Genomic DNA, 21667 nt, shown 5'->3' with positions numbered 1-21667 from the left:
TAGAAGTTGACGCTACGTCAAGGTCAACCCTCGTCGCCGCAGATGAGTTGTCAGAAGTGCACCGGGGTATGCCCCGGTGCACTTCTGACAACTAGTCCTTGCGCTCTCAGCGGGGCCCGCTCGTCGCGCCCAGCGCTGTGGCTCTCGCGTCTCCCGTGGTTCTCGCGGCCCCGCTGCCCGACGGCCTCGTGGCCTCGCGTCTTCACTGCCCGACGGCGTCACTCGCCACGCGTCTTCACCGCCCGACGGCGTCACTCGCCTCGCAGCATCCGCGCCAGCTCGTCGGTGCTCTCCACGACCGCGAGGGCCCCTGCGTCCTCGAGCTCCCCCGGCACCGCGTACCCCCACGAGACCCCGAGGCAACGGATGCCGTGCGCCGCGGCGCCGAGCACGTCGTGCTCCCGGTCGCCGACCATGATGATCTCCTCGCGCGGCGGAAGGCCGTCAAGGACGGCCCTGCCGGCCCCACCGGCCCTGCCGGCCCCACCGGCCCCTGCGCCCGGGACCTCGTCGTCCTCCGAGCCCACCGTCGCCGTCGTGCCCGCCGCACCCTCTGACGCGCCCAACGACGCGAGCGCGTGCTCGATCACGTCCGCCTTGGAGCCGCGCGATCCGTCGAGGGTCGCGCCGTAGACCCCCTCGACCAGGGCGTCGATCCCGAAGTGCGCGGTGATGCGCCGCGCGTAGACCTCGGGCTTGGACGTCGCGACCGCGAGCCGGACGCCCGCCGCACGTGCCGCCGTCAGGCACTCGAGGATCCCCGGGTAGAGCGAGTTGTCGAGCATGCCGCCGGCCGCGTAGACCTCGCGGTACGCCGCGACCGCCTCCGCGACCCGGTCCACCGGGACGCCGTGCCGCGCGAACGTCTCGGTGAGCGGAGGGCCCACGAAACGCCGCAGGGTCTCGTCGGTCGGGGTCTCGATCCCCAGGGTCGTGTAGGCGTACCGGACCGAGGAGAGGATGCCGGGAGCCGAGTCGGTCAGCGTCCCGTCGAGGTCGAGGAGGGCAAGTCGGTAGGGAGGGTTCGCGGTGGTCACGGCATCGATTCTGCCGTGCGCCGAGAGCACACGGTCGCCGAGACAGCGGCTTCCCGCCGAGACAGAGGGCCCGGGCCCTCTACCTCGACGCCGGCCCTCTATCTCGGCGTCGGGGTGTGGGCCGCCAGCGCCGCCACGGCCGCGGTCAGCTCGCGCGCCCGGCCGCTCGCGACCAGGTACTCGCGTCGTCCGCCGCGCACCACGATCCGCACGGCCTCTCCTTGACGGACCATGAGCGCGACCCGACCACCACCGAGGAACCGGAGACCGAGCCCGCCCGCGGACAGTGCGTCGACCGTCGGCCCGCCGGCCGTCCCTCCCTGGACCTGATCGATCTCGTGGCCAGGGATCCGACGACGCCAGACCGGCACCCCGCCCAGGCGCAGCGAGAGCGTCATGGCCTCAGGCCCGACCGCCACGACCGACGACATGCGCGCGGCCGCGGCACAGATCGCGAGCGCCAGGGCTCCGGGCAGCACGTCGACCCATCCGAGCCCTCCCGTGGGTGACACCGCAAGGCCGACCGTCAGCCCGGTGACCGCGATACCGAGCGTCATGACCAGCGCCTGGGTGACGACCGACGCGTGGCGCACCTCGGTGAACACGGCGCCTCCGCGCCCCGTCGTCGGTCCCTCCCCGACGGAAGGGGCGGGCCCAGATCCTGGGTCGTGATCCCCACCGGCCTGCCCGGGACCCCCGCGCCCGTCGGTCCGTGCGGCAGGCGCCCCGGTGCCTCCTGGGACGCTCGCGTCATGCATCCGGTCGCTCCGCAGGTCGGTCCGCCCCGGTGCCGCCGTCGCCACCCCGCCGCCGCGCGACCGCCCACCCTGCCACGAAGCCGAGCACCAGCAGCCCGGCCCCCGCCGCGACGAGCCCCAGGACCTGGGACCACGGGCGGGACGGCTCGTACACCGCGCCGGACAAGGGCGCGTACGCGAACCACCCGAACGACGCGGCACCGTAGGAGCGCGACGCGAGCCATCCCCCCACACCGACCAGCAGCACCCCGGCCACGAGCCCGAGCACCTCACCTCGACCCAGTCCGCGGGGGCGAGGGCTCGTCGGTCCAGGGAAAGAGGAAGCGGTCATGCCGGACATCCTGGCGTGGTCGCTGCGGGGCCGCAACGCCCCGCGCCGCAGCACCGGGCACCGGGCACCGGGCACCCCCGGCACCCGGCCTCACCCCCGGCCCACCTCGGCCTGCACGTCCACCTCGCCCCCGACCTCCCCCTCCCACACGAACCACTTCTCCCGCACGGCCCGCTCGACGTCGATCCCCTGCGACCGCGCGAGCAGGAGCAGGTGTGCGAGGACGTCGGCGACCTCGGCCGCGAGCGCCGCCCGTCCGCCGTCGGGCACCTCGCCCTCCGACGCGACGCGCGGCCTCGTGCGTCCCGAGGCCGCGAGGTACGCCTGCGTGAGCTCGCCCGTCTCCTCGGCGAGCTTGAGCACGAACCAGTCGGGGTCGCGGGCGATCCCGAACTTGCGTGCGTAGAGCGCGGACACCGCCTCGACGCGCTCGGTGAGCGCGGGCAGCGTGAGGCCCGACGGCGCAGGCTCGGGCGGGGTGCTCGGCGTCGCGATGGTCATCGCGTCAGTCAAGCACGCGTCACTCTCCGACGAGCCCCCGCACGACGCGGTACGACAGGTGCGTCACGAGGTGGTTGCTGGTCACCGGCCCGGGCTCGACGCGCAGGTCGCCCAGACCCTCGAACAACCTCTCGCCCGCCCCGAGCAGCACGGGCGCGACGTGCAGCCCGAACTCGTCGACGAGCCCCGCGGCCAGGTACGCCCGCATGGTCGAGGCGCCGCCCGCGATCCCGACGTGCCCGTCCCGCGAGGCGGCGAGCGCCTGCGCGAGCGCGGACGCGATCCCGTCGGTCACGAAGAAGAACGTCGTGCCGCCCTGCATGACGAGAGGTTCGCGCGGGTGGTGCGTGAGCACGAACACGGGCGCGTGGTACGGCGGCTCCTCGCCCCACCACCCCCGCCACGACTCGTCCCACGGGCCGCGACCGGGCGCGAACATGTTGCGCCCCATGACGAACGCGGTGGGCGCCGCGACGGACTCGAGCGCGGCCGTGTTGACCTCGGGCTCCTCGAACATCCACCGGTGCAGCTCCTCGCCGCCCTCGCCGAGAGGGTTCTCGAGGGACTGGTGCGGTCCCGCGACGTACCCGTCGAGGGACAGCCCGACGTCGAACGTCACCCTGCCCACGGCGCTCACACCGACTTCCGGGTCCGGCGGATGCCCACGAACAGCCCCACGGCGCACGTGACCGCGGCCGCGACCACGCCCCACAGGACCTCGGTGCTCGCGAACGTCCCGCCGAACAGGGCGCGCTCGGCGTCGACCATGTAGGTCAGGGGGTTGAACTTCGACGCGGTCTGCATCCACGAGGGGCCGGCCTCGAGCGGGAGCATCATGCCGGACAGGATGAGCAGCGGGAAGAGCAGCGACTGCTGCACGCCCCAGAACAGCCACTCGCGGTTCTTCGCGGCGAGCGCGAGCGCGCACGACAGGGCACCGACGCCCACGCCGAACAGCCCGAGGAGCGCGAGACCGGCGAGCGCGTGCAACGGGTAGAACGTGAAGCCGAACGGGATGCACACGACCGCGATGAGGAGCCCCTGGACGACGAGCGGCGCGAACTCCTTGAGTGCCCGGCCCACGAGGATCGCCGACCGGTCGAGCGGCGTCGCGAGGACCCGCTCGTAGGAGCCGGTCATCATCTCGTAGAGCAGGTTCGAGCCCGTCATGGAGGTCCCGAACAGCGAGATCATGACGATCACGCCGGGCACGAACCACTGGAGCGTCGCGGCGGTCGACCCGCCGGGCCCGCCCATGCCGCCGCCCACGGCGCCGGTCAGGAGCGGCCCGAACAGGCCCAGGAAGATCAGCGGCTGGAGCAGCGAGAAGATGAGGGTGAAGGGGTCGCGCAGGACCAGGAGGATCTCGCGCGTGAAGACGGCCCAGGTGTCGCCGAAGAACTTCCCGGCCCGCGAGCGCCCGACGTCGGAGCGCCGGTCGGTCTGCTCCCTCACCCCGGTCCGTGGTGCGGTCTGCGTCGCGGTCCCGGCCGTGCCGGGCCCGTGGTTCGTCGGTCCCGTCGGTGCGGGCGCTCGTCCGGCCTCCGGGCCGGCTCCTGCGCCGGTGCCCGTCGTCGGCTCCGTCTGCTCGTCCATCACGCCGCCTCCTCGCGCAGGCTCCGACCGGTCAGGTTGAGGAACACGTCGTCGAGGCTCGCCTGCTTGAGCCCGGCCGACCGGACCGCGAACCCTGCGACGCGCAGGGACTCGATCGCCTCGGGCAGCCGGTCGGCGCCGTGCGTCGTGGACAGGGTCACGGTGACGTCTCCCCCCGCGCCGACGGTCGCCTGCACCGTCGCGTCGTCGGCTCCGCCGGTCGCACCGGCACCGCCGGCTGCACGAGCCCCGCGGCCTGCACCCGCTCCGGCACGCTCGCCGCTTCCCACGTCGCCCACGACCGGGGCGAGGGCCGCGCGGACGCGCGTGACGTCGTCGGGCACCTGGCCCTGGGAACCGGGCGTACCCGTGACGACGAGCGTCACGACGTCGTCCGCGTGGTCGCGCTTGAGCGCGGCGGGCGGGGCGTCGGCGACGATCGTGCCGTGGTCGATCACGACGACGCGCTCGGCCATCGAGTCGGCCTCGTCGAGGTAGTGCGTGGTGAGGACGATCGTCATCCCGTACCGCTCGCGCAGCGCACCGATGTGCTCCCAGAGGTTCGCGCGGCTGTGCGGGTCGAGGCCCGTGGTGGGCTCGTCGAGGAACAGCAGCGGCGGGTGGTTCATGAGGCCGAGCGCCACGTCGAGGCGGCGGCGCTGGCCGCCCGACAGGCTCTGGACCGTGCGCTTGCCGAGGCCGTCGAGCTCGAGCGCGGCGAGGAGGTCTGCGGCGCGGCGCTGGTACTCGGCGGCCGACAGCCCGTAGAAGCGGCCCTGGTTGTGGAGCTCGTCGGCGACCCGGTAGGAGAACCCGCCCCCGTTGCCCTGGCCGATGTACCCGATGCGCGACCGGACCTCGGCGGGCTGGGTGCGGATGTCGAAGCCCGCGACCTGGGCGCGGCCCGCGGTGGGTTCGAGGAGGCTCGTGAGCATGCGCAGGGTCGTGGACTTGCCGGCGCCGTTGGGGCCGAGGAACGCGACGAGCTCGCCCTCGTGGACGTCGACGTCGATGCCCTTGACCGCCTCGACCACCTCCTTCTTGCGATGGAACGTCTTGGTCAGTCCTTCGGTATGGATCATGACTCACGCCTCTCGCGTACGGTGTACTGGAAAGAGATTTCACGTTAGCATACGGCGTACGGGAACTAAAGGGTCCCCGGAACTGCGCGGAAGTGGGAGGATCAGGCACCATGGCCAGCAACACCGTCGCCCCCGTCCCCTCCGACGGGGTGGACTCCGCCCGGACCCCGGACTCATCGGTCGACGCGCCGCTCGACGACACCTCCCGTGACGCCGGCAGCGACGACCCGCAGGACGTCGTGGACGACCCGACCGACCAGATCCCCCGGCCTGACGACGTGACCCGGCGCCTCGCGCTCCTGTGGGACCCGCCCGCCCCGCCCACGCGCGGGCGCAAGGCGCGCCTGACCCTCGCCGAGGTCGTCGAGGCCGGGACCGCCGTCGCGCAGGAGGTCGGGCTCGAGGCGCTCTCGATGCGCCGCGTCGCCGCACGTCTGGGCGTGGGCGCCATGTCGCTCTACACCTACGTGCCCGGGCGCACCGAGCTCGTCGACCTCATGATCGACCGGGCGTTCGGCGAGCTCGACCTGCCCACGGCCGACGCCCCCTGGCGCGAGGGCCTGTCGCGGTACGCGCGCGAGGTCTGGCACCTCTACCAGCGCCACCCCTGGATCCTGCAGACCAACATGTGGCGCCTCCCGCTGTCCCCGCACGTGCTCGACGCCCAGGAGGCCGGGCTGCGCACCCTGGTCGACACCGGGCTGTCCGCGGAGCGGGTCGTCGAGATCCTGGGCCTGGTCGACGCGTTCGTGCGCGGCCTCGCCCGCGCGGCCGTCGCCGAGACGGTCGAGAACGACGCGAGCGGCATGAGCAGCGACGAGTACTGGACGTCGATGAGCAGCTTCTGGGCCGACTGGTTCGACGTCGAGCGCTACCCCGTCATGACCCGGATCTGGGAGGCCGGCGGGTTCGACACGCCCACCGACCCGTTCGACGCGTCGCTCGACCGGTTGCTCGACGGCGTCGAGATGACGATCGACCGGGCACGCGAGCAGGGCTGACGGCCGCTCCTCCGGGTGCCGAGCACGAGGTTGCGGTCGTTCTGCCGCCCAGAACGACCGCAACCTCGTGCTCGACCGCGCGGAACCTCGTGCTCGGCGTACCGGCCGGGTGAATCGCCCCCGGCCGTGCGGGCCCGCGCGGGTCCGTCGCGCGCCACGCGCCCCCGCGCGCTACCTTCCGAGGAACGAGGCCCAGCGACGCCCACGGACCCGCCGGGGCAGGCCCCGTGAGGACGGTGGACCCCATGACCGAGCAGGACGAGTCCCTCACCGGACGCACCACCAAGATCGCCCGCCGCCTGTGGGGCCTCGCCTACCTGCGCGGCATCCTGTTCCTCGTGATCGGCGTGGTGCTGTTCGTCGAGCCCGACCGCGGCATCCAGTGGCTCACGTGGCTCGTGGCCGCGATGGCCGCCATTCAGGGGGTCCTCTTCCTGATCGAGGCCGGGCGCCAGCGCAAGGACGGCGAGGGCGGGGTGTGGCGCTGGGTCGTGGGCGGCCTGGGGATCGCGGTCGGCATCACGCTCGCGGTGTGGCCCTCGGCGAGCGTCACGCTCGTGCTGCGGCTCGTGGGCATCTGGGCGCTCGTCGCAGGGCTCGTGGGGCTGATCGGCGCGCTGCGTGCCCGCAGGACCCGCGAGCCCGGCTGGGACTGGGAGCTCGCGACGGCCGCGCTCTGGGTCGTGTTCGGGATCCTCGTCCTCGTGAGCCCCGTGACCGGGCTGCAGACCATCACGGTCCTGCTGGGCCTCTACCTCGTCGTGACGGGCGTCGTGATCCTCGTCGCGGCGTTCGCGCAGAGCACGGCCGCGAAGGACGCCAAGGCGGCGCTCGCGGGGCCGGCGGCCTAGGCGGCACCCCGCCCGCCGAGCACGAGGTTCCGTGCGGTCGAGAACGGGGTTGTGTTCGTTCTGCCCCTCAGAACGAACGCAACCCCGTTCTCGGCACCCGGCTCACCCCGCGCCCACGGGACCCGGCAGTCCCGGCCGGCCGACCCGACGGCAGCAGCAGTCGACGCCCGGCGGCTGCAGCCCCGGCCGCCCGCCGCGCTCAACCCCTACCAGGCGTCCAGGTGCCGGTGCTCGTGCCCCGGCGGCGGCGCGTACTCGGCGTGCGGCCCGGGCTGGAGGTAGGTGCGCGCGAACGCGAGCGAGGCTGCGAGGTCCTCGAAGCGCTCGGCCGCGGTCCGTGCCCGCCGGGTCGCGATCTCGACCACGACGTCGCCCTCCCACCCGCGGCGCACGAGCTCGCCCAGCACCTTGTCGCACGGCTGGCCCCCGCGCCCCGGGACGAGGTGCTCGTCCGACATGGAGTCGGTCCCGTCGGCCAGGTGCACGTGCGCGAGGCGGTCGCCGAACACGTCGAGCAGGGCCAGGCTGTCCTGCCGGGCCACCGCAGCGTGCGAGAGGTCGAGCGTCACCTTGTCGTACGGGTGGTCCGTGGGGTCCCAGCCGGGCAGGTAGGCCTGCACCTCGCGCTTGCGGCCGCGCCACGGGTACATGTTCTCGACCGCGATCGTCACGCCCGTCGCGGCGTTGAGCTCGCGCACGTGGTCGGCGAACCCGCGCGCGTACAAGCCCTGCCAGCGGAACGGCGGGTGGACGACGACGGTCCCCGCCCCCAGCTCGAGCGCCAGGTCCACGGTCCGCTCGAGCTTGGGTCCCGGCAGCCGTCCCCACACGCGCTGGCTGACCAGGAGCGTCGGGGCGTGCACGCTGCGGATCGGGACGCCGACGTCAGCCGAGAGCTTGGCGAGCGCCTTGGCGTCCTGGGTCGTCGAGTCCGACCAGACCATGACCTCGATGCCGTCGTACCCGAGGTGTGCCGCAGCCTCGAACGCGAACGGCGCCTTGCGCGGGTACACGCTCGCGCTGGACAGCGTGACCTTGATCCGGGGCTCGTCGCCCGTGCTGGGCTCGCCCTCGCCGGGTTCGCCCGTGACGGGCGGCTGGGCGTCGGGCGTCGTCGCTTCGCGCATGTCCGCCACCCTAGCCCCGACGGATGCGCGTCGTTCACAGGTCGTCCGTCGAGGCCCTCGAACTCTGGCAGGATGCTGCTCGACCGAACCGCATGGAGCGCAGGAGTGAGCATGGATCGTCCCGACGCCGCCGCGGCCTCACCTGCCGGCGCGCCGCACCCGGGCTTCGGCCCCGGCGACGGGGCCGTCCTGTCGACCGACACGGACGACGTGCGCGCCCTCGCAGCGCTCGAGTCGCTCGTCGCCTACCTGGAGCAGGACTCCGCCTGACCCGGCAGTGCGCCAAGCCGCCCGCCGCTCGGCTCCCCGTTCCCCGCCCGACGCCGGAACGCACCCCTCGCGACCGGCTCCCCACATCCCCCGCCCGGCGCCGGACCGCACCTCCCGCGGCCGTCCCCCGCCCCACAGCCCGACGCCAGAACGCACCTCCCGCGGCCACTCCCCGTGGGCCGCGACGCGCCCGGGCGGCCCGTGCCGTCGGGCTTGCCGACCTCCGCTACAGTGGACTGGTCTATACCACTTCCAGCCAGGAGCACGTCATGGAACGAACTGTCACCGTCGCCATCGCCGAGGGACTCCACGCGCGCCCCGCAGCGCTGTTCGTGGCCGAGGCGGGCAAGCAGCCCGTCGCCGTGACCCTGACCAAGGAAGGCGCCGAGGCCGTGGACGCCGCGAGCATCCTCGGCGTCATGACGCTCGGCGCGGCAGCAGGCGACCAGGTCGTGCTCGCGACCGAGACCGACGGCGCGGAGGCCGAGGCGGCCCTCGACGCGCTCGCCGCGTTCCTCGCGCAGGAGACGGTCTGACGTCTCGTCTCGACCTCTCCACCGAGCGTGACGTCCGGACTCGTCGCTGACGGAGCCCACGACCCGGACGTCACGCTCGACCGGCGACGCGAGGCCCTCGCGACAGCACACAGCCCGTGACCCCTCGTGCGAGGGATCACGGGCTGTGTCGTGGGGCGGACGGTGAGGCAGCACCGCCGCGGGGCTACAACCCCAGCTCCTCCAGCACGGGCAGCTGCGCACGGACCGCGTCGCGCGCGGCCGTCGCAGTCGGCGAGGCCAGCGCGATCTTCGCGAGCTCCGCGCACCGCTCCGACGTGGTGGCCGCGAGGACGGCCGCGACGTCTCCCAGGGCGCGCGGCGTCATCGAGAGCGACGTGACGCCGAGCCCGACGAGCACCGGCGCCAGGGCCGGGTCGGCCGCGGCCTCCCCGCACACCCCGACGGGACGCCCGTGCTCGGCACCGCCGGCGCACGCGGCCCCGACAAGCGCCAGCACAGCGGGCTGCCACGGCGTCGAGAGCGCGGCGAGGTCCGCTGTCTCGCGGTCCGCGGCCATCGTGTACTGGGTCAGGTCGTTCGTGCCGATGCTCGCGAAGTCGACCTGCTCCAGGATCCACCGCGACTGGAGCGCCGCAGCGGGGACCTCGATCATGACGCCGGTCGTCGAGAGGCCTCGTTCGCGGCAGGCAGCCGCGAACTCCTGCGCCTCGTCCGGGGTGGCCACCATGGGGGCCATGACCCACACGTCCGCCTCCTCGGCAGCCGCGGCCCGAGCGATCGCGTCGAGCTGGCGCGCCAGGACCTCGGGGTGCCGGACGGCGGTGCGCAGCCCCCGGACGCCGAGCGCCGGGTTGGGCTCGTCGTCGGCCGTGACGAACGGCAGCGGCTTGTCCGCGCCCGCGTCGAGCGTGCGGACGACGACCTTGCGGCCCCCGAACGCACCGAGCACGGCCCGGTAGGCCGCGACCTGCTCGTCGACGCCCGGCTCCTCGGTACGCCCGAGGAAGCAGAACTCGGTCCGGAACAGGCCGACCCCCTCGGCTCCCGCGGCGACCGCGGCGGCGGCCCCGGCCGGGTCCGCGACGTTGGCGAGGAGCTGGACCCGCACGCCGTCGGCCGTCCTGCCCTGACCGTCGAAGGCGCGCGGACCACGCGGGCGGTCGAGCACCCGCGCGACGTCCTCGGCCGACGGGTCGCGCTCGATCGTGCCCTGCGCACCGTCGACGAGCACGGTCTCGCCGTCGACCAACTCGACGGCCCCGGGGGCCGCCACGACCGCCGGGATCCCGAGCGACCGGGCCAGGATCGCGGTGTGCGACGTCGGGCCTCCCCCGCTCGTGACGATCGCGAGGACGCGCTCGGGATCGAGCGTCGCCGTGTCGGCGGGCGCGAGGTCTGCCGCGACGAGCACGAACGGGTGGTCGAGGTCCGGGACGCCCGGCGCCCGACGGCCCGTGAGGGCCGCGACGATGCGCTCGCGCACGTCGCGGACGTCGTGAGCACGCTCGGCCATCATGCCGCCGAGCGACTCGAGGCGTGCCGCGAGGTCCCCCGCCGCCTCCCACACGGCCCGCTCGGGCGCGGTCCGCTCGTCGCGGACCTTGCGTGCGGACTCCTTGGACAACGTGGTGTCCGCGGCCATCGCGGCCGTGACCGTGAGGACGTCGACGGCCGTGCCGGTCGCCCTCGCGGCGCGTGCCGCGAGGTCCGCCTGGACGCTGCGGACCGCGTCGTCGATCGCGGCGACGGCCGCCTCGACGTCCGCGTCCGGTCCGAGCGTCGAGGCGGCGGGCTCGGGCACGGGGGCCGGCATCGTCACGACGACGCCGGCCCCCCGCCCCGGGCTCACGCCCACACCGTCGAGGACGGAGGTCACCTGCCGCCTCCGCCGCCGGCCGTGGTCCCGGAGCCTCGGGCATCGAGCTCCGCGGGAGACAGGTCGGCGTCGGCCGCCTTCTTCTCCTCGGCGACGAGGACCGGGTCGGCGGTCGGGTCGGCGCCCACGGCCGAGTCGTCGTCCTCACGGCCTGGCGTGCGCAGGTTCCACTTGGTGATGACCCACCGGAACAGGAAGTAGTAGATCACCGCGTACCCGAGGCCGATCACGATGATCCACAGCGGCATCGTCGCGATCCGGAAGTTCAGGATGTAGTCGATCGCGCCGGCGGAGAAGCCGAAGCCGGACTTGATCCCCAGGGCGTTGACGAGGGCGAGCGAGGTGCCCGTGAGGACAGCGTGGATCGCGTACAGCGGGTAGGCGACGTACACGAACGCGAACTCGAGGGGCTCGGTCACACCGGTCACGAACGCGACGAGCGCGGCCGAGCCCATGATGCCGCCGATGAGCTTGCGGTTCTTGGGCTTCGACGTGTGGATGATCGCGAGCGCGGCAGCCGGGAGGGCGAACATGAAGATCGGGAAGAAGCCGGTCATGAAGGTGCCGGCCGTGGGGTCGCCGTGCAGGAAGCGCGCGATGTCGCCGTGCCAGACCGCGCCGCTCGCGTCGGTGTACTCGCCGAACTGGAACCAGGGCAGCGAGTTCAGCAGGTGGTGCAGCCCGATCGGGACGAGCAGGCGGTTGGCCGTGCCGTAGACGAACGCGCCGAGGACCGTGGAGCCCGTGACCCAGTCACCGATGGCCGTGAAGCCCGCGTCGAACCAGGGGTAGATGAGGGCGCCGACCACGGCGATGAGCACTGCCGCACCGGCGGTGACGATCGGCACGAAGCGACGTCCGCCGAAGAACGCGAGGTACGGCGGCAGCTTGATGCGGCTGTACTTCTGGAACATGATCGCGGCGGTCAGACCGATCACGATGCCACCGAGGACGCCGTAGTTGATGAGCTTCTGCGCCGGCGGGCCCGTGATGGCCGCCGTCACCAGGTCGAGGAAGTTCCCGTCACCCGCCGCGGCGACGGCGTCGGGGTCGGCACCGGCCAGCCACTCGGCCGGGGTGGCCGGCTTGCCGAGCACGTACGGCGAGAGGGCGTCGCTCACACCCTTGAAGACCAGGTAGCCGATCACGGCAGCCAGGCCGGTCGAGCCGTCGGCCTTCTTGGCGTAGCCGACCGCGACACCGACTGCGAAGAGCAGCGCGAGGTTCGCGAACAGGGCGTTGCCGGCGGACGCGAACACGTCGGCGACGGGCTGCAGCCAGGGGAAGGTGCCCGAGGCGCCGTCCGCACCGAGCATGTCGGCCTGCCCGAGGCGCAGCAGCAGCGCGGCGGCGGGCAGGGAGGCGATGGGCAGCATGAGGGATCGACCGACCCTCTGAAGCTGGGCGAACCCGGGGATGCCCCGCTTCACCTTGGGTGCTTCGGCCACGGACGTCATGTTCACTCCTTGTTGTCGGGTGCCACCGAGGCCGTCGGATCGCACCGCTGAACGGTAGTTCTGCCTTGAACCACGACGCCGGCCCGGACACTGGAGCGCGTCGTTGCTGTAACCCGAACCATCTCCACCGTCTGTGGTGGGATAGTTGTCTGGACCACTTGCGGACAGAGTGGTCTAGACATCATGATGTGTCAAGCCCCGGCACCACCGGAGCGACCGAGAGCGAGGAACACGTGGCAGCGACGACGCAGGCCAGAGCACCTAAAGGCGGGCACAAGCACCAGATCGTGCGCGCCTACCTGAGCGACCTGATCGCGAACGAGCTGTCCGTCGGGGACGCCGTCCCCTCCGAGCGGGTGCTCACCGAGAAGTTCGGCGTCTCCCGGATGACGGTCCGCCAAGCCCTCGACGCGCTCGTCGCCGACGGGGTCCTCCAGCGCGAGCAAGGACGCGGGACGTTCGTCGCGCCGCAGCACACCGACTTCGAGATGCGCCTGACGACGTTCGGCGAGGAGGCACGCCGGCTCGGCATGTCCCCGAGCACCCAGGTCATCGACAGCGACACCCTCCCCGCGGGCCGGGTCGTCGCCGAGGCGCTCGGCATCGCCCCCGAGGACCTGGTCCACTACGTCGAGCGGCTGCGCTGCGCGGACGGCACGCCCATGGCCGTCGAGCGCGCCTGGGTCCCCGTGGCGCTCGCCCCGGACCTGCTCGACGACGGGGTCCCCGACAGCCTGTACGGCGCGCTGCGCGAACGCGGCCACTCCCCGACCTGGGGCGAGGACACCATCATGGCCGCCGAGGCCAGCGCCACCGAGCAGTCGATCCTGGCCATGACGAGCATGCGCGCCGTGCTGCGTGCTCACCGCAAGACCTACGCGGACGACGGCGCCTGCATGTACTCCCAGATGTGCTACCGCGGCGACCGGTACTCGGTCGTGGTCCCGCTCCGCGAGGCCCGGCCCACGATCGTCCCCCGACCTGCCCCCGCACCGGAGGCGGTCGAGACCGCATGAACAACGCACCAGACACGTCCACGACCCACGCACCAGAGAGGATGCAACGATGACTGCAGCCGATGCAGCACGGGCCGCCGCGATACTCGCCGGGCTCGGCGGGGTGAGCAACATCGAGGAGATCGACCCCTGCACCACCCGACTGCGGTCGCTCGTCAAGGACCCCAGCCTCGTCGACGTCGCCGCCCTGCGCGCCGCGGGAGCCTTCGGCGTGATGACGACCGGACGAGTCGTACAGGTCGTCGTCGGCCCCCAGGTCGACACAATCGCCTCGGACCTCGCAGACCTGATGTGACCCCGTGCCCGCGGCTCGCGGGCACCCCGACGTACGTCCGCACCAGCACACGAAGGAGCACGACATGAGCAAGGCAGAGCAGATCCTCAAGGGGCTCGGCGGGGATGCCAACATCCTCGACCTCGAACCCTGCATCACCCGGCTGCGTGTGGAGGTCGAGGACCCCGCGCTGGTCGACGACAAGGTCCTCACCGGTGCGGGAGCCATCGCGGTCGTCCGGACGGGCAACGCGATCCAGGTGATCGTCGGCCCCGACGCGGACAACATCGCGTCCGACATCGAGGACCTCCGTTGACGACAGCGCCCCTGACGGTCCTCTCCCCCGTGACCGGGACCGTCGTCGCCCTGGCCGAGGTCGACGACCCGGTGTTCTCCGCCGGGCTCGTCGGGCCGGGGATCGCGATCGCACCGGACGCGGCCGAGGGCGGCCTCGTCTCGGCACCGGTCAGCGGGACGGTCGTCAAGGTCCATCCGCACGCGTTCGTCATCAAGCACGACGACGGTCAGGCCGTGCTCGTGCACCTGGGCATCAACACGGTCCAGCTGGGTGGCGAGGGCTTCACGCTGCACGTCGCGCAGGGGGACGTCGTCCACCAGGGCACGACCCTCGTGACCTGGGATCCCGCCGCGATCGAGGAGGGTGGCCGGTCGGCCGTCTGCCCCGTGGTCGCGCTCGAGGGATCGGTCGAGGCCGTGACGCCGCTCGCCCCGGTCGGGACGTGGGTCGCCCGCGGCGAAGAGCTGCTGATCTGGGAGTGATGCGGCTGTCAGGACGAGCGCGACCTCGAGGTCTCGCTCGTCCTGCCATGTCCGGCGCCAGCTCGGACGTCAGGGGCGGGGCAGCCCAGACGTCGGGTCAGCCCCGCAGCGGCAGTGTCAGCACGTGCCCCGACGGTCCCTCCGCGGATCCGTCGTCAGAAGTGGCCCGGGGCATACTCCGGCCCACTTCTGACAACTCGTCCGGCGCCTGCACGACCCGCACCGGCACGCCCCAGTCCTGCTGCGCCAGGTGGCACGCGGGGAACACGTCGGGGTCGGGCGTCCCGTCGGCCAGCAGCGGCACGACGTCGCACGACGCGGCCTGCGCGGTCACGTGCAGCACGCCCTCGGCCACCTCGGGGTTGACGACCAGTGCGCGGACGAGGTCGGGACCCGTCCCCGCTCCGTCGAGCAGCAGCTCGGGCGGCGTCGCGCTCACGATCAGCCGCGTCGAGGGGCCGTACCGGTCGTCGAGCTTCTGCCCGGGAGCGGGCGAGAACGGCACGTCGAGGCGCAGCTCCCCGGCCACGACGTCGGTCACCGGACGCTGAGTGCGGTGCGCCCCGCCGTCGAGCAGCTCGCCTGCCAGCGTCGCCGGGAGCGCGACGCGCGTGATGCGGTGCGCCGCCGACTCCACGACGAGCAGGTCGATGCGCGCACCCGGGGCGGCGGGCGTACCCGGCGTCCACGGCTCGCCGTCCACGAGCACGACGACGTCGCTCGGCTCCGCGAGGCCCGTCGCCAGGGTCGTCACCTGGCCCGCGTCCGTGCCGGGACCTGCGCCCGTGCCGGAGTCCGAGGCGGCCGGTGGGACGTAGCGGCGGATCGCCCCGTTGTAGGTGTCGGCGACGGCGACGCTCCCGTCGGGCAGCACGGCGACCCCGAGCGGGTGCTGGAGCAGGGCCTGGTCGGCCGCGCCGTCGCGGTGCCCGAAGTCGAACAGCCCCTGCCCGACGGCGGTCGCCACCTCTCCCTGCGTGGTCCCCGGGACCGGGGTCACCGCACGCAACGCCGAGGTCTCGGAGTCCGCGACCCACACCCGACGGTCCGGGCCGACCGCCAGCCCGGAGGGCTGTGCGAACCACGCGTCGACGAGCGGCCCGTCGAGAAGCCCCTCGTTCATGGTGCCACCGACGAGACCGATCGAACCCTGCTCGCCGTCGAAGGCCCACAGCGAGTGGTTCCCGGCCATCGCGACGAGGAACGCACCCATCTGCTCGACCCAGACCACGTCCCAGGGGGACGAGAGCTTCTGCAGCACCGCGCCGCCCGCGCTCTCGATCGACGCCGGCAGGCCCGCGGGTCGCGGCAGCACCGACATCTCGCTCCCCAGCAGAACGGTGAGTCGCGACCCGAAGGGCCCGTCGATCTCGGCGAGCTCCCCGCCGACGGGTACCCCACCGTCCGGGGAGGCGAGCACGTTGTCCACCCCACCGACCATGTACTGCTGCCCGTTCCCCGCGACCGTCGTCACGTGGCCGTCCGCGAGCCGCACCCCGCGCAGCGCGTGGTTCACGGTGTCGGCGACCAGGACGTCGTAGTCGAGGTGGGCACGCAGCTCGGCCGGGACCAGGCACAGCCCGTTGGGCTCGCTGAACCGCGCCACGTCCGGCCCTCCGTCGACGAGCCCGCGCTCGCCGGACCCGATGCGCCGGACGAGCGTCTCGCCGTCGGGCAGGAGCTCGGCGAGCGAGTGGTGACCCGCGTCCGCGACCAGGAGGTTGCCTCCCGGGAGCGCGATCGCCTTGGCGGGGAAGCGCAGCGTGCCCGACGTCGGGGCGGGCGGCACGTAGACGTCGTCGCTCCCCGCGGTGAGGGACCGCAGCGTGCCCTTGGCGCGGTGCTCCTCCACGAGCTCGTCGACGAGCGCGGCGAGCGCCGACGCGTGCCCCTCGCCCGCCATCTGCGCGACGACGTAGCCCTCGGGGTCGATCACGACGAGCGTCGGCCAGGCCCGCGCGGTGTACGCGGACCAGGTGACGAGCTCGGGGTCGTCGAGGACGGGGTGACGCACCTCGTAGCGCTCGACCGCGGCAGCGAGCGCGACCGGGTCTGCCTCGTGCTCGAACTTCGGGGAGTGGACGCCGATGATGACGAGGTCGTCGCGGCGCGCCTCCTCGAGCTCGCGCAGCTCGTCGAGGACGTGCAGGCAGTTGACGCAGCAGAACGTCCAGAAGTCGAGGACGACGACCCGGCCGCGCAGGTCCGCGAGCGTGACGTCGCGGCCGCCCGTGTTGAGCCAGCCGCGCCCGACGAGCTCGGAGGCGCGGACGCGGGGCAGGCGGGCGTGGGGGGTCGTGGAGCTCACCCGAGAATTCTGCCCCAGTCCGCGCGCTTGCCCGGCCCTCGGGTGCTAGCCTCGCGGTCCCCGATCCCCCGTGGAGGCGTGATGGCCGACGACCCGGCACGCAAGGTCTCGCTCCGGACGCTGCGGGAGGACGACCTCCCGACGCTGTTCGAGATCCAGCTCGACGCCCGCGCTCAGCACCTGGCGGCCTTCACGGACGCGACCGCCGGTGACCGCGACGCCTACCTGGCGAAGTTCCGCAGGATCCTCGCCGACACCGCGATCGTCAGCAGGGTCGTGGAGGTCGACGGCGTGGTCGTGGGCAGTGCGGCCGTCTTCCCGATCGAGGGCGACACCGAGGTCACCTACTGGATCCAGCGGGACTGGTGGGGCCGCGGGGTGGCCTCCGCGGCACTGGCAGCCCTTCTCGCGGAGGTGCCCACACGCCCGCTCCAGGCGCGGGTCGCTGAGGACAACCTCGGCTCGCTCCGGGTCCTGGAGCGCAACGGGTTCGTGCGCGTGGGCAGCGAGGACTCGTTCGCGCCGGCGCGCGACGCCACGATCACGGAGCTGATCCTCGAGCTTCCCGTCTGACGGACAGCCGTCAGCCCGCGCCGACCTGCCCCGTGACGCGCACGACGACCGCAACCCCGTCGATCTCCGCGGGCAGCCGGTCCTGCGCCTCGGTGTCGACCACGTTGACCTGGAGGCACCAGGTGTCGTCGGGCTGCTCCGCGTCCTGCGCAGACTGGGCGTCCTCAGCCTGCGCGGCTGCGCCGCCGTCCCTCACGCCGGCCGCGCCGGCAGCACCCCCCGGGTCGGCGGGCCCGCGCGTCAGGCCGATCCCCGTGACGCCGTCGTGGCCCGCGAGGGCGTGCTTGAGCGCGGTCTTCGCTTCACGGGCCTGCTCGAGGCTCGCCACGGTGCACCGCCCTCCCACCGTCCGGCGCGGGACGCGGGCCCGCGTCAGACGGCGAGCCGGGCGTCGAGCGCGGCGAGGACGGTGTCGATCGGGTTGACGTACGTCAGCCCGGTCCCATTCTCCCCCCCGGTCTCCGAGCCGGCAAAGAGCAGGCCCAGGGCGACGCCGTCCTCGCGGTACACGAGCGACCCCGAGTCGCCGCCGCGAGAGAACGGCCCGGAGCCCGTGCCCTCGACCTCGATCTGGTCGTCGAAGCGGAGCGCCCCGAGCCCTTCGCCGTAGCCGACCACGACGTCGTCGAGCTCGATCGCCGTGACGCGACCCGCGGTGACCGCGGTCGTCCGGCCGATCTTGCCGACCACCTCTCCGCCCAGCGCGACGGCCGTCGTCGTGATGCGCCCCACGGGGTAGTCGAGGTCCACGTCCGGGTCGTCGAGCAGCGCGATCGCGGCGTCGACGGTCGCGGTCCGCCCGGGCGCGAGCGGCACGGTCGCGGCGAGCGTCCCGACCTGGTCGGCGGGCGCGCGTCCGCCGTCGGCGGGCCCCGGCTGCACGACGGCGTCGCCCACCTTCGCGCGCGGCGAGCCTGCGAGCACGTGGAAGTTGGACAGGGCGTGCAGCACGCCCCCGACCAGGACGAACGCGCCGAGCGTGCCCGCGGTGACGTCGACGTGCGCGATCGAGACGCCGGGACGCAGGGGGCGCACGCGCCCCGTCTCCCCTGCTGCCTGCGCGGTCACGACGGGCGGGCGCGGCCCCGTGCCGCCCGTCCGCCCGAGGGGCCGGATCCGTCCCGTCCGGCGCACGTCCACGACCGGCCCGGCCTCCGACGCGACGCGGCGCGCGATGCTCCGGGCCGCCGGGACCCCGAGCCGGTAGCGCACCGCGATGCCGTACCCGCCGCCCTCACGGGGGGCGAGGCCGAGCGCGAGCGTGGGGGCCCGCACGGCCCGCGCGGCCACCGAGTCCTCGCCGGGCGCGCCCGCAGCGCTGGCCGTCGCGTCCGTGCCCGCGCGCTCCGCGAGATCTCGCGCGAAGTCCGCCAGCTGCAGCTTGATCTCCCGTGCCTCGTCCCTGTCCATGCGACGAGGCTGGCACAGCCCACCGACACGCGCGCGTCGCCTTCCGGCGGCGCGGACGAGGGATCTGCCGCGCCGCGCGCAGATCCTCGCAAAACTCGCGGCAGATCTCGCGTCATGAAGTCACGCTTCACCCCTCTTGAGAGGTGTACACACTTTTCGCCGCCGCGCACCCGCGGCCTCACCACGTGAACGGGACCATGCACCTCGACCACGCCTTCCGGCCCACGACCGACGAGATCCGTTGCGCCATCCTCTGGGCCCTCGACCACGACCGCGCGGCCCTGGTCGAGCACCGGGCCACGGCCCACCTGAGCCTGCGCAGCCCGCTGCGGCGGGCCGCGGACGCCCGCCTGGTCCGGCGCTGGCTCGAGGCCTCGGCGATCTCCTCGGTGCTGACCTGCGCCATGGCGGCCTGACGCTCGCGCACGACTCCCGCAGGGCCTCGGCGACGATCGACATGGGCCAAGGGGTCACCGGCTGACGTCGACCCACTCCGCGCCGGCCAGCTCCGCGAGCCGGTCGGGCGTGATCGCGAACGCGCTCGTCGGGCTCCCCGCCGCCGGGTAGACCGTCTCGAAGCCCTGCAACGACACGTCGCAGTACACCGTCACGGGCTCCAGGTGGCCGAACGGCCCGACTCCCCCGATCGGCTGTCCGGTCAGAGCCGTGGTGCTCTCGGCGTCGAGCATGCGCGGCTTGGCCCCGAACGCGGCCTTGAACTTCACGTTGTCGACCCGGGCGTCCCCGCGCGTCACGAGCAGGAAGCTGCGCTCGCCGTCGCGCAGCGCGAGCGTCTTGGCGATCTGCCCCGGCTCGACACCCAGCGTGTCGGCCGCCATCTGGACCGTCGCGGTGTTCCGTCCCGTGTCGAGGACCGTGAGGTCGGGGGCCCGGGCGTCGAAGAAGGCGCGGGTGCGGTCGATGCTCACGGACGGGGCTCCTCTGGTCGGACGTGCGGCGTCGGTGCGGCGCGTGGTGGACAGGGCCATCATCGCCCCTTCGGTGCCGAGAACGAGGTTGCGGTCGTTCTGAGCCTCTGAACGGCCGCAACCCCGTTCTCGACCCGGCGCAAGGTCGTTCTCGGCGTGGCCCCGCGAGCCGCGGACCGCTCAGGCGACAGGCACGGCGCCCGACGGCGGGGTCCCCACCTCCGCGACAGGCCGCGGCACGTACGTCTCGCCCGTGAGGTCCGCGCGCTCGACGCGGTCGAGCCGGAACCAGCGGATGGCCTCCCGGGAGCGGCACCACGCGACGAGGTACCAGGCGTCCTCGGTGTGGGCCAGGATCACGGGCTCGACCCTCCGGGCCGACTCGTTGCCGCGCCCGTCGCGGTAGCGGAGGGCGAGCACGACCGACCGGGCGAGCGACTGCTCGACCGCCCGCAGGACCTGCAGGTGGGCGTGGGCGCGCGGGACGAGGCCACCTGCGGCGACGTCCGCCCCCGGGCGCGCGGCGCCGTCGGGCACGCCGGGACTGCGCGAGGCGACGTCCGCCCCCGGGGCCGCTGCGCCGTCGGGCACGACCGGTCCACCCGGCGCGTCGCTGCGGCCGACGTCGGCACCTCCTCGGTCGATCCACACCCTTGCCGCGAGCGCCGACGCGCGCTCGCGCGCCTCGGGCCCCAGCGCGTCCCAGACCTTGCCCTGCGCCGCGGCGGCGTCGACCGCGAACGGGCTCCCGGGCGGGAGCGCGGCGAGCGCGACCGCGACCGCGACGGCCTGCTGGGGCGAGAAGTTCACGGGAGGCAGCGACGCGGACGGGTCGAGCACGTACCCGCCGCCCGGGCCCGCCTGTGCCCACACGGGCAGCCCGGCCTGCTGGAGTGCCGAGACGTCACGCTTGACCGTGCGCTCGCTGACCTCGAAGAGGCGGGCCAGCCGGGCGCCCGTGGTCCCTGTGCGTCCCGCGCGACGCAGCTCCTCGGCCATCGCGTAGAGCCGCTCGGTCTTGTTCATGTCGCCTCCGTCGGTCCGGGGCCGTCGACGAAGCGGTCGCAGAACCCCTCGAACAATGGTGACAGACAGGTGTCACCAGGGCCGGGCGAGGGTGGGTTCATGACCACTTCAGCGCAGCACAGCAGCAGCGACCAGCAGGTCCACGTCGTCCTCGTCCCGGGCTTCTGGCTCGGGGCGTGGGCGTGGGACGACGTCGTCCCCCACCTCGAGGCCGCGGGCCTCGCACCGCACGCCGTCACCCTCCCCGGGCTCGACGACGTCACGACCGACCGCAGCGGCCTCACCCGGGAGGACCACGTCCAGGCCGTGCGCGACGTGGTCGCGCCGCTCGAGGGCGACGTCGTGCTCGTGGGGCACAGCGGCGGCGGGCCCGTGATCCACGAGGTCGTCGACCGGGACCCCGCACGCATCCGCCGGACGGTCCACGTCGACACGGGCCCGCTCGTCGACGGGGCCTCGCTGGCCCCCGACCTCCCCGCCGGGACGGTCGAGCTCCCGCTGCCCTCGTGGGAGGACCTCGAGGCCGCCGGATCGAGCCTCGACGGGATCGACGAGGCCGGGCTCGCCCGGTTCCGCGCCCGGGCGGTCCCCCACCCCGCGGGCGTGGCCGGAGGCCGGGTGCAGGTGAGCGACCCGGCGAGGCTCGACGTCCCGGCGACCGTCATCTGCACGAGCCTGCCGTCGGAGGTCCTGCGGCAGATGGCGCACCCGGGGCCGCCCCTGCACACCGAGCTCGGCGAGCTCGACGTCACGTACGTCGACCTGCCGACCGGGCACTGGCCCATGTTCTCGCGCCCGGCCGACCTCGCGGCGGAGATCGTCCGGGCGGCGCGGGCGTAGCGTCGGGTCGCCCGGGTCCAGGGCTGGGCCGCCGAGCCGGCGAGCCGCCGAGAACGAGGTCGGGGTCGTCCTGGAACCCAGGACGACCCCGACCCGTGCTTCGTCG

At 73.7% G+C, this 21667-nt stretch carries 26 protein-coding genes; 11 read left to right on the top strand and 15 right to left on the bottom strand.

All coding sequences use genetic code 11. The features are described from left to right. Positions 1–251: 251 nt before the first annotated feature. From ASE27_RS21095 to ASE27_RS00775, 7 genes are all read right to left on the bottom strand, one after another. Positions 252–1037: an HAD hydrolase-like protein gene (locus ASE27_RS21095; RefSeq protein WP_056644706.1), complete on the bottom strand. Its 786-nt coding sequence runs from the start codon at positions 1035–1037 to the stop codon at positions 252–254. A gap of 98 nt (positions 1038–1135) precedes the next feature. Next, positions 1136–1642, bottom strand: coding sequence for a hypothetical protein (locus ASE27_RS00800; protein ID WP_056644702.1), 507 nt, complete (start codon positions 1640–1642; stop codon positions 1136–1138). 145 nt (positions 1643–1787) lie between these two features. After that, positions 1788–2126, bottom strand: coding sequence for a hypothetical protein (locus ASE27_RS00795; RefSeq protein ID WP_157257329.1), 339 nt, complete (start codon positions 2124–2126; stop codon positions 1788–1790). Positions 2127–2216: 90 nt separating this feature from the next. Further along, positions 2217–2627: a MazG nucleotide pyrophosphohydrolase domain-containing protein gene (locus ASE27_RS00790; RefSeq protein WP_056644696.1), complete on the bottom strand. Its 411-nt coding sequence runs from the start codon at positions 2625–2627 to the stop codon at positions 2217–2219. 19 nt (positions 2628–2646) lie between these two features. Beyond that, complete coding sequence (locus ASE27_RS00785; RefSeq protein ID WP_056646478.1) at positions 2647–3255, bottom strand: dihydrofolate reductase family protein; 609 nt, start codon at positions 3253–3255, stop codon at positions 2647–2649. A gap of 5 nt (positions 3256–3260) precedes the next feature. Next, a complete protein-coding gene (locus tag ASE27_RS00780) occupies positions 3261–4223 on the bottom strand; it encodes an ABC transporter permease (RefSeq protein WP_082608364.1) in 963 nt (320 codons plus the stop codon). Further along, a complete protein-coding gene (locus ASE27_RS00775) occupies positions 4223–5305 on the bottom strand; it encodes an ABC transporter ATP-binding protein (protein WP_056644693.1) in 1083 nt (360 codons plus the stop codon). The genes ASE27_RS00780 and ASE27_RS00775 overlap by 1 nt, the downstream gene beginning before the upstream one ends. A gap of 110 nt (positions 5306–5415) precedes the next feature. Here ASE27_RS00775 and ASE27_RS00770 point away from each other — a divergent pair, with 110 nt between their 5' ends. Both ASE27_RS00770 and ASE27_RS00765 read left to right on the top strand, forming a co-directional pair. After that, on the top strand, positions 5416–6306 hold the full coding sequence (locus ASE27_RS00770) for a TetR/AcrR family transcriptional regulator (protein WP_082608363.1): 891 nt from the start codon (positions 5416–5418) through the stop codon (positions 6304–6306). A gap of 245 nt (positions 6307–6551) precedes the next feature. Continuing rightward, entirely contained in the window at positions 6552–7157 is a 606-nt protein-coding gene (locus ASE27_RS00765) for an HdeD family acid-resistance protein (protein WP_056644691.1), read from the top strand. A 206-nt stretch (positions 7158–7363) separates the two neighbouring features. Here ASE27_RS00765 and ASE27_RS00760 read toward each other — a convergent pair whose 3' ends face one another. After that, a complete protein-coding gene (locus tag ASE27_RS00760) occupies positions 7364–8284 on the bottom strand; it encodes a sugar phosphate isomerase/epimerase (protein ID WP_082608362.1) in 921 nt (306 codons plus the stop codon). A gap of 111 nt (positions 8285–8395) precedes the next feature. On the opposite strand from ASE27_RS00760, the gene ASE27_RS20050 reads away from it, so the two are divergent. Both ASE27_RS20050 and ASE27_RS00755 read left to right on the top strand, forming a co-directional pair. Beyond that, positions 8396–8554 (top strand): hypothetical protein, encoded by a 159-nt coding sequence (locus ASE27_RS20050; protein ID WP_157257328.1) that lies wholly within the window; start codon positions 8396–8398, stop codon positions 8552–8554. Positions 8555–8823: 269 nt separating this feature from the next. Continuing rightward, positions 8824–9090, top strand: coding sequence for an HPr family phosphocarrier protein (locus tag ASE27_RS00755; RefSeq protein WP_056644684.1), 267 nt, complete (start codon positions 8824–8826; stop codon positions 9088–9090). 184 nt (positions 9091–9274) lie between these two features. On the opposite strand, the gene ptsP is transcribed toward ASE27_RS00755, so the two are convergent. Together ptsP and ASE27_RS00745 are read right to left on the bottom strand one after the other, a co-directional pair. Further along, positions 9275–10948 (bottom strand): phosphoenolpyruvate--protein phosphotransferase, encoded by a 1674-nt coding sequence (ptsP, locus tag ASE27_RS00750; protein ID WP_056644680.1) that lies wholly within the window; start codon positions 10946–10948, stop codon positions 9275–9277. Next, positions 10945–12405 (bottom strand): PTS transporter subunit EIIC, encoded by a 1461-nt coding sequence (locus tag ASE27_RS00745; protein ID WP_082608361.1) that lies wholly within the window; start codon positions 12403–12405, stop codon positions 10945–10947. Before ASE27_RS00745 ends, ptsP begins: the two co-directional genes overlap by 4 nt. 233 nt (positions 12406–12638) lie before the next feature. Here ASE27_RS00745 and ASE27_RS00740 point away from each other — a divergent pair, with 233 nt between their 5' ends. The 4 genes from ASE27_RS00740 to ASE27_RS00725 all read left to right on the top strand — a co-directional run bounded on the left by ASE27_RS00740 (position 12639) and on the right by ASE27_RS00725 (position 14475). Then, complete coding sequence (locus ASE27_RS00740; RefSeq protein ID WP_056644677.1) at positions 12639–13421, top strand: GntR family transcriptional regulator; 783 nt, start codon at positions 12639–12641, stop codon at positions 13419–13421. 49 nt (positions 13422–13470) lie between these two features. Beyond that, positions 13471–13716: a PTS transporter subunit EIIB gene (locus ASE27_RS00735; protein WP_056644676.1), complete on the top strand. Its 246-nt coding sequence runs from the start codon at positions 13471–13473 to the stop codon at positions 13714–13716. Between the two features lie 64 nt (positions 13717–13780). Next, the gene (locus ASE27_RS00730; RefSeq protein WP_056644675.1) at positions 13781–14011 is read left to right on the top strand and encodes a PTS transporter subunit EIIB; all 231 of its coding nucleotides are present in this window, start codon (positions 13781–13783) and stop codon (positions 14009–14011) included. After that, complete coding sequence (locus ASE27_RS00725) at positions 14008–14475, top strand: PTS glucose transporter subunit IIA (RefSeq protein WP_082849272.1); 468 nt, start codon at positions 14008–14010, stop codon at positions 14473–14475. The genes ASE27_RS00730 and ASE27_RS00725 overlap by 4 nt, the downstream gene beginning before the upstream one ends. A 97-nt stretch (positions 14476–14572) precedes the next feature. Here the strand turns inward: ASE27_RS00725 and ASE27_RS00720 are convergent, their stop codons facing one another. Then, positions 14573–16783: an NHL domain-containing thioredoxin family protein gene (locus ASE27_RS00720; protein WP_082608359.1), complete on the bottom strand. Its 2211-nt coding sequence runs from the start codon at positions 16781–16783 to the stop codon at positions 14573–14575. Positions 16784–16864: 81 nt separating this feature from the next. On the opposite strand from ASE27_RS00720, the gene ASE27_RS00715 reads away from it, so the two are divergent. Next, the gene (locus tag ASE27_RS00715) at positions 16865–17356 is read left to right on the top strand and encodes a GNAT family N-acetyltransferase (RefSeq protein ID WP_056644672.1); all 492 of its coding nucleotides are present in this window, start codon (positions 16865–16867) and stop codon (positions 17354–17356) included. Between the two features lie 10 nt (positions 17357–17366). Here ASE27_RS00715 and ASE27_RS00710 read toward each other — a convergent pair whose 3' ends face one another. Together ASE27_RS00710 and ASE27_RS00705 are read right to left on the bottom strand one after the other, a co-directional pair. Then, positions 17367–17684, bottom strand: a complete 318-nt coding sequence (locus ASE27_RS00710) for a hypothetical protein (RefSeq protein ID WP_056644670.1) — start codon at positions 17682–17684, stop codon at positions 17367–17369. Between the two features lie 44 nt (positions 17685–17728). Beyond that, the gene (locus ASE27_RS00705; protein WP_056644665.1) at positions 17729–18766 is read right to left on the bottom strand and encodes a hypothetical protein; all 1038 of its coding nucleotides are present in this window, start codon (positions 18764–18766) and stop codon (positions 17729–17731) included. A 197-nt stretch (positions 18767–18963) separates the two neighbouring features. Between ASE27_RS00705 and ASE27_RS00700 the strand changes: the two genes are divergently transcribed. Continuing rightward, positions 18964–19182 carry a hypothetical protein gene (locus ASE27_RS00700; RefSeq protein WP_056644662.1) on the top strand — a complete coding sequence of 73 codons (219 nt, stop codon included), beginning with the start codon at positions 18964–18966 and terminating at the stop codon, positions 19180–19182. Positions 19183–19236: 54 nt separating this feature from the next. Here ASE27_RS00700 and ASE27_RS00695 read toward each other — a convergent pair whose 3' ends face one another. Further along, complete coding sequence (locus ASE27_RS00695) at positions 19237–19695, bottom strand: YbaK/EbsC family protein (protein WP_056646467.1); 459 nt, start codon at positions 19693–19695, stop codon at positions 19237–19239. Between the two features lie 180 nt (positions 19696–19875). Beyond that, positions 19876–20721 (bottom strand): YafY family protein, encoded by an 846-nt coding sequence (locus ASE27_RS00690; protein ID WP_056644659.1) that lies wholly within the window; start codon positions 20719–20721, stop codon positions 19876–19878. 99 nt (positions 20722–20820) lie between these two features. Between ASE27_RS00690 and ASE27_RS00685 the strand changes: the two genes are divergently transcribed. Next, a complete protein-coding gene (locus tag ASE27_RS00685; RefSeq protein WP_056644654.1) occupies positions 20821–21561 on the top strand; it encodes an alpha/beta fold hydrolase in 741 nt (246 codons plus the stop codon). Positions 21562–21667 lie beyond the last annotated feature (106 nt).

The organism is Oerskovia sp. Root918 (genome assembly GCF_001428945.1).
In the GTDB taxonomy this organism is placed as follows: domain Bacteria; phylum Actinomycetota; class Actinomycetes; order Actinomycetales; family Cellulomonadaceae; genus Oerskovia; species Oerskovia enterophila.
Note: the sequence above shows the minus strand (reverse complement) of the source record. Positions and strands in the feature narration are given on the sequence as shown.